This is a genomic window from Xanthomonas sp. SHU 308 (assembly GCF_000364645.1).
Taxonomy (GTDB): domain Bacteria; phylum Pseudomonadota; class Gammaproteobacteria; order Xanthomonadales; family Xanthomonadaceae; genus Xanthomonas_A; species Xanthomonas_A sontii.
Map to the genome: position 1 here is coordinate 1 of NZ_AQOK01000272.1, position 6,719 is coordinate 6,719.

Consider the following 6,719-nt stretch of genomic DNA (forward strand, 5'->3'; position numbering starts at 1 on the left):
CTGGCGCGGGTCGGCGAGACCTTCGCGCGCACCGGCGCCGGTGCGCAGGCGCAGCTGCAGGTCGCCGACGCGGCGCAGCCGCAGGACTGGTGGGACGGCGTGCCGTTCGACGCGGTGCTGCTCGACGCGCCGTGTTCGGCCACCGGCATCGTGCGCCGCCAGCCGGACGTGCTGCTGCATCGCCGCCGCGAGGACGTGATCGCGCTGCAGGCGCTGCAGGTGCGCCTGCTCGACGCCGCCTGGCAGGTGCTGCGGCCGGGCGGGGTGCTGGTCTACGCGACCTGCTCGCTGCTGCAGGACGAGAACGCGCGGCAGGTGCAGGCGTTGCTGGCGCGGCAACCGGGCGCGGCACTGGAGGATCCGGGCGCGGCCTGCGGGTATGCTTCCGGCGGCGGCCGCCAGCGCTTCCCAGGCGAGCAGGACTGCGACGGTTTCTACTACGCAAGGTTCCGCAAGACGGCATGAACCGGCCCCGGTATCATCGCGTCCCATGCTGAAGACCCGCGCCTCCCGAGAGTTCTGGTTGTTGGCCATCCTGGCCGTGCTGGTGCTCGGCGCCGGCCTGGGCCTGCGCGATCCGCACCCGGCCGACGAGCCGCGTTTCGCACTGGTCGCCAAGCAGATGGTGGAGAGCGGCAACTGGTTGTTCCCGCACCGCGGCAACGAGCTGTACTCGGACAAGCCGCCGATGCTGATGTGGCTGCAGGCGAGTTTCTACACGCTGTTCGGCAACTGGCGGGTGGCCTTCCTGCTGCCGTCGCTGCTGGCCGGGCTGGGCACGCTGGCCTGCGTCTACGACCTCGGCCGGCGCCTGTGGACGCGCCGCGTCGGCATGTACGCGGCCTACGCGCTGCTGTTCGCCTTCCACTTCACCTACCAGGCGAAGAAGGCGCAGATCGACCCGTTGGTGGTGTTCTTCATCACCCTGGCCAACTACGCGCTGCTGCGCCACCTGTTGCGCGGGCCGGACTGGCGGCTGTGGGCGCTGGGCTGGTTCGCCGCCGGCCTGGGCACGATCACCAAGGGTGTGGGCGTGCTGGCGCTGCTGATGCTGCTGCCGGCCGCGGCGGCGTCGCTGGCGCACTGGCGCGGGGTGCGGGTCGGCCTGCGCGATCCGCGCTTCTGGCTGGGGCCGCTGGCGTTCCTGGCGGCGGTGTCGATCTGGCTGGTGCCGATGGTCGCCACCGCGCTGTCGAGCAACGCGCCCGAGTACCGCGCCTACCTCAACGACATTCTGTTCCGGCAGACCGCCGGCCGTTACGCCAAGTCCTGGGACCACGCGCACGGGCCGCTGTACTTCTTCGGGGTGATGCCGAGCATGTGGCTGCCGGTACTGCTGGCGTTGCCGTGGGCGATCCCGGCCTGGGCGCGGCGCCTGCGCCGGCGCGACGCGCGCTACCTGCTGCCGCTGGCCTGGTGGGCGCTGGTGGTGCTGTTCTTCTCGATCCCGACCGGCAAGCGCGATGTCTACGTGCTGCCGGCGCTGCCGATGCTGTGCCTGGCGATGGGGCCGCTCATTCCAGGGCTGTTGCGCAAGCCCGGGGTCAAGCGCCTGCTGCTGGCGTTCACCGCGCTGCTGACGCTGGCGCTGGGCGGCGTGGGCGCGGCGATCCTGCTGGGGCACGGCTTCCGCGCGAAGATGATGGAAGACCGCGGCATCGACCTGGCGACCGTGCAGGTGCTGGCCTGGATCCTGCTGGCGATCGGTCTGTGGGGCGTGGCCAGCCTGGCCGCGTTCGCGCGGCGCCGCCCGGAGCTGGCGACGGTCTCGACCCTGACAATGGTCTGGGTGATGGCCGGCTTGCTGGTGTACCCGCTGATCAACATGTCGAGTTCCGCGCGTGGGGTGATGGAGTCGGTGGGGCGCCGCATCGGCCCGGAGGCCGAACTCGGCCTGGTCGCCTGGAAGGAGCAGAACCTGCTGATGGCCGACCGCCCGGCGGCGACCTTCGGCTTCGTGGTGCCCTGGGACGAACAACTGCGCCGCGGCATCGCCTGGCAGGCACAGGCGCCGCAGCGGCGCTGGCTGCTGGTGCAGGAGGCGGCGATGCTGGGCTGCGTGGACCGCAACGCGAGCATCCTGGCCGGCGTGTCCAACCGGCGCGACTGGTGGCTGGTCCCGGCCAGTGCGATACACGGCCACTGCGTGGTCACCCAGGACGACCGCGACCGCCTGCGCGAGCAGGACAAGGACCGCTTCGAATGAGCCGCAGCCGCGCGTTGCGGCGGCGTGGCGCGGGTGCCGCTGGCGCCCGGCGCGCTGCGCGGGCAGGGAGACGCGCGTGCCGCCACGCCTGATCCGGGTCATCAGCCGCGACAACGGCGGCGGCCTCAGCCGCGACCTGCAGGTGGTCGCCGACCTGCTGCGCGAGACCGGCCGCTACCGCGTGGAGGTGCTGGGCTTCGGCACCGTGCGCATGGCCAACCGCCTGCGCGAACTGCGCCTGTTCCTGCGCAGCCTGCTGTTCGGGCGCGCCGACCTGCAGATCTTCCTGGAGCGGGTGTATCCGCGCTGCTTGGGCAGCGGCTTGCGCAATGCCCTGATCCCCAACCCGGAGTGGTTCCGGCACAAGTGGCTGCGCTGCCTGCCGCGCTTCGCCCTGGTGCTGTGCAAGACCCGCCAGGCCGAGCAGCGGTTCTCCACGATGGCGCCGACCGCCTTCATCGGCTTTTGCAGCGACGATTGCTACCGTCCTGAGGTCCCGCGCGAACGCGCCTGCCTGCATGTGGCCGGGCGCAGTTCGGCCAAGGGCACGGCGCTGCTGCTGCAGACCTGGGCGCGGCACCCCGAGTGGCCGCGGCTGACGGTGGTGCAGAGCGCGAAGAAGTCCCACCCGATCGAGGCCGAGAACATCGACTACCTGACCGGCTACCTGGACCAGCAGGAATTGCGGCGGCTGCAGAACGCGCACCGCTTCCACCTGTGCCCCTCCGAGGTTGAGGGCTTCGGCCACTACATCATGGAAGCGCTGAGCGTGGGCGCGGTGGTGATCACCACCAATGGGGCGCCGATGAACGAGCTGGTGAGCGCCGACCGCGGCGTGCTGATCGACCCGGTCGGCGAGGGGCCGGACAATTTCGGCGTGCGCTACCGGATCGAGGCCGCAGGCCTCGAGCAGGCGATGGCGCAGGCGCTGGCGCTGTCGCCGATGCAGTGCGACGCCCTGGGCACGGCCGCGCGCGGCTTCTTCGAGACGCGCCGGCGCGAGTTCTGCGAGCGCCTGCGCGCGGCGGTGGCCGATCTGCTCGGGGAAACGCCGCCGCCCGCCGTGCCGGCCAGCCATGGCGCCGATCGCGAGCAGGTCAGGCCGGGTTAGGGAAGCGCCCCGGATCATCGCCGACCACCCCCTCTCCACGGTCTTCCCTCCTTGATGTCCCAGCCGATCGCGCCACGCCATGCCGTTTCCGCGTTCTCGCGCCAGTCCCTGGCCGAGCGCGGCGCGGCGCTCGCGCTGCTGTGCCTGCCGGCGCTGGTGATCAGCATCCCCAGCGGCCTGCTGCCGTTCGGCCTGCTGCTGCTGGCGACCAGCCTGCTGGCCCTGCCGCGGCTGCGCCAGGCGGTGGCGCCGATGCAGCCGTCGCTGCGCTGGCTGTGGATCCTGGCGGTGCTGGTGATCGGGCTGTCGCTGTGCTCGGTGCTGTACTTCGGCCAGCCGCTGAAGGACATCGACAACCGCACCCGCTTCCTGGTGCTGCCGTGGGCGGCGCTGTGGACCTACGCCCTGCGGCCGCCGCAGCGCCTGCTGTGGTGGGGCGCGCTGCTCGGCATCCTCGCCGCCCTGGTGCTGGCCAGCGTGCAGGTACTGCAGGGCCAGCCGCGTGCCGAGGGCTGGACCAACGCCATCGTGCTGGCCGACGTGGTGCTGATGCTGATGGTGCTGGCGGTGTTCTGCCGGCCGCGCGGGCAATGGCCGTGGGCCGTCGCCGCGGTGGTGGCCGGCGGCATCGTCATCCTGCTCAGCGGCAGCCGCGGCGTGTGGCTGGGCGTGCTGTTGCTGCTGGTGGTCAGCGCGCTGTGCCTGCGCTGGCGCGACAGCGCGACGCGGCTGATGATCCTGGGCGCGTGCACCGCGCTGGCGGCGGTGCTGGTACTGAGCGTGCCGGCGCTGACCAAGCAGACCCGCCTGGCCGAACTGCATCACGATGTGCAGCGCTACGAGCGCGGCGACAGCGATTCCTCGGCCGGCGCGCGCATCGAGCGCCTGCAGGTGGCGGCGGCGACCTTCGTCGAACACCCCGTGGTCGGGGTCGGCGTGGGCCGCTTCGACAATGCCATGCTGCGCCTGCCGGACTGCCGCAAGGGCTTCGTCGAGCGCTGCCACCTGGGCCATGCGCACAACGACCTGGCCGAGTGGAGCGCGACCCAGGGCCTGCCCGGCACCATGCTGATCCTGATGGTGTACGGCGTGCCGCTGTGGCTGCTGCTGCGCCTGTACCGGCGCCGGCCGCAGCCGCATTTCCACGGCGCCGCGGCAGCCGGGATCATGGTGGTGGCGGCCTACATCCTGTGCGGCATGACCCAATCGATGTTCGCGCACCAGGTGAGCACCGGCTTCTACGTGGCGCTGGTCGGCGTGCTGATCGGGCTGGCGGCGCGCGAGGCGGTGCCGGCCCCGGGCGCTGAAGGCGCCGCGCGAAGCCGGTAGACTGCCGATCCCGCATCGCCGGGCGGCACGGCGCCCGGCGCCGACCGCCGGCACCGCGCCTGACTTCCGGATACCGCGCGCCATGGCCGACGCTGCCGCCGCCACCCTGCCGCTGAGCCTGGTGGTGATGACCTACAACGAGGCCGCCAACATCGCGCGCTGCCTGGACAGCGTGCCGTTCGCCGCCGACAAGCTGGTGGTGGACTGTGGCAGCACCGACGACACCGTGGCGATCGCCCGCGCGCACGGCGCGCGCGTGGTCGAGCAGGCCTGGCTGGGCTTCGGTCAACAGCGCAACTTCGCCTCCACCCAGGCCGCGCACGACTGGATCCTGGTGCTGGACGCGGACGAATTCCTGTCCGACGCGCTGCGCGCCGAATGCCAGGTGCGGCTGCCGCAACTACTCGCCGAGGACCGCGTGGACGCGGTATGGCTGCGGCGCAGCACCTGGTACATGGGCGCGCCGATGCGCTGGTACAAACCGATGGTCGGCGAGCGCCTGGCGCGGCTGTACCACCGCGGACGCGCGCGCTGGAGCGATGCGCGGGTGCACGAATCCCTGCGCTTCGACGGCGCCAGCGCCACGTTCGCGCCGCCGTTCAACCATCTGCACAACCCGACGCTGGTACACAAGCAGCTCAAGGTGCTGCGCTACGCCGAACTCAAGGCGCTCGGCTGGCGCGACAAGCGCAAGCCGGTGAGAATGTGGCAGAGCCCGTTCGTGTTCGCCGGCGCCTTCCTCAAGGACTACCTGCTGCGGCTGGCGTTCCTAGACGGCTGGCGCGGCTTCGTGGTGGCGCAGACCGCGGCCAGCTACGCGCTGTACAAGCGCATGCGCTACTACGAAATGCAGATCAACCCGGCCTCGGTGGAGCAGGCGCGGGCGCAACTGCAACGGCACGATCTGGAGCACTGATGAGCAAGCACTATCTGCTGTACGGGTCCGAGCGCTATGCGCTGGCGATCCTGCGCCCGCTGCAGGCAGCGATCCGCGCGCGCGGCGACGAGGCGGCATGGTTCTTCGACGGCCCCGGCGCCGAGGATCTGAGCGCCGACGAGCGCCACCTGGCGACGGTGGAAGAGGTGCTGGCGTGGAATCCGTACGCGGTGATCACCTCCAGCAACGCGGTGCCGCATTTCTTCCCCGGGGTGAAGGTCGAGACCTTCCACGGCTTCGATGCCGGCAAGCCGCGGCACATCTACGTGCGCGGCTTTTTCGATCTGTACTGCACCACCGGCCCGCGCGATACCGCGGCGTTCGGTGCGCTGGCGCGCAAGCTCGGCCACTTCGCGGTCAAGGAGACCGGCTTCCCCAAGATCGACCCGTTCATGCGCGAGATCGGCGCGGAACTGGCCCCGGTGCGGCAGCCGCCGGTGATCCTGTACCACTCCACGTTCTCGCCGTCGTGGAGCGCGGCCGGCATCCTCTACGACGAGGTCGCGCGGCTCTCGCGCAGCGGCGAGTGGCGCTGGATCGTCACCTTCCATCCGAAGATGGACCCGGCGATGGTCGCCCGCTACCGCGCGCTGGAGAGCGAGTACCTGCACTTCGCCGACAACGACAACATCCTGGAACTGTTCCCGCAGGTGGACATGATGTGCTCGGACACCTCGTCCGCGCTCAACGAGTTCCTGCTCACCTACAAGCCGGTGGTGACCTTCAAGAACCGGCGTCCGGGGCCGCAGTTGATCGACATCGACGATCCGGCGCATTTCGAACCGGCGATCCGCCGCGCGCTGCAGCGGCCGCCGGAACTGATGGCGGCGATCCGCGAATTCGCCGATGGCCTGCATCCCTACCGCGACGGCCAGTCCAGCGAGCGCGTGCTGCGCGCGATCGACGACTTCGTCGCCGAGGGCGCGCGCAACCCGCGGCGCAAGCCGCTGAACCTGTGGCGCAAGCTGAAGATCCGCCGTCGCATCGGCTACTGGGGACGCGGCGCGCGTCGCTGACGCGCAGCGCCGCCGCGCGCGCTCACCAGCGCAGCCGTCGCTGCGCCAGCGCTGCGCCCAGTTGCTCGTACAGCGCCCGCGCCTGCGCGTCCGGCAGTAGCCGCACGCGCAGCGGCGGTG

General features: G+C 71.2%; 5 protein-coding genes and 1 pseudogene. All 6 read left to right on the top strand.

The window, feature by feature from the left end; genetic code table 11:
- A pseudogene (locus tag D588_RS0109965) lies at window positions 1–465 on the top strand (16S rRNA (cytosine(967)-C(5))-methyltransferase); the annotation flags it as partial.
- Between the two features lie 25 nt (window positions 466–490).
- Complete coding sequence (locus D588_RS0109970) at window positions 491–2,206, top strand: glycosyltransferase family 39 protein (protein ID WP_017915870.1); 1,716 nt, start codon at window positions 491–493, stop codon at window positions 2,204–2,206.
- Between the two features lie 76 nt (window positions 2,207–2,282).
- The gene (locus tag D588_RS0109975; RefSeq protein WP_017915871.1) at window positions 2,283–3,317 is read left to right on the top strand and encodes a glycosyltransferase; all 1,035 of its coding nucleotides are present in this window, start codon (window positions 2,283–2,285) and stop codon (window positions 3,315–3,317) included.
- Between the two features lie 54 nt (window positions 3,318–3,371).
- Window positions 3,372–4,646 carry an O-antigen ligase gene (locus D588_RS0109980; protein WP_017915872.1) on the top strand — a complete coding sequence of 425 codons (1,275 nt, stop codon included), beginning with the start codon at window positions 3,372–3,374 and terminating at the stop codon, window positions 4,644–4,646.
- An 82-nt stretch (window positions 4,647–4,728) separates the two neighbouring features.
- Window positions 4,729–5,562 (top strand): glycosyltransferase family 2 protein, encoded by an 834-nt coding sequence (locus tag D588_RS0109985; RefSeq protein ID WP_017915873.1) that lies wholly within the window; start codon window positions 4,729–4,731, stop codon window positions 5,560–5,562.
- Window positions 5,562–6,599, top strand: coding sequence for a CDP-glycerol glycerophosphotransferase family protein (locus D588_RS0109990; RefSeq protein ID WP_017915874.1), 1,038 nt, complete (start codon window positions 5,562–5,564; stop codon window positions 6,597–6,599). Before D588_RS0109985 ends, D588_RS0109990 begins: the two co-directional genes overlap by 1 nt.
- Window positions 6,600–6,719 lie beyond the last annotated feature (120 nt).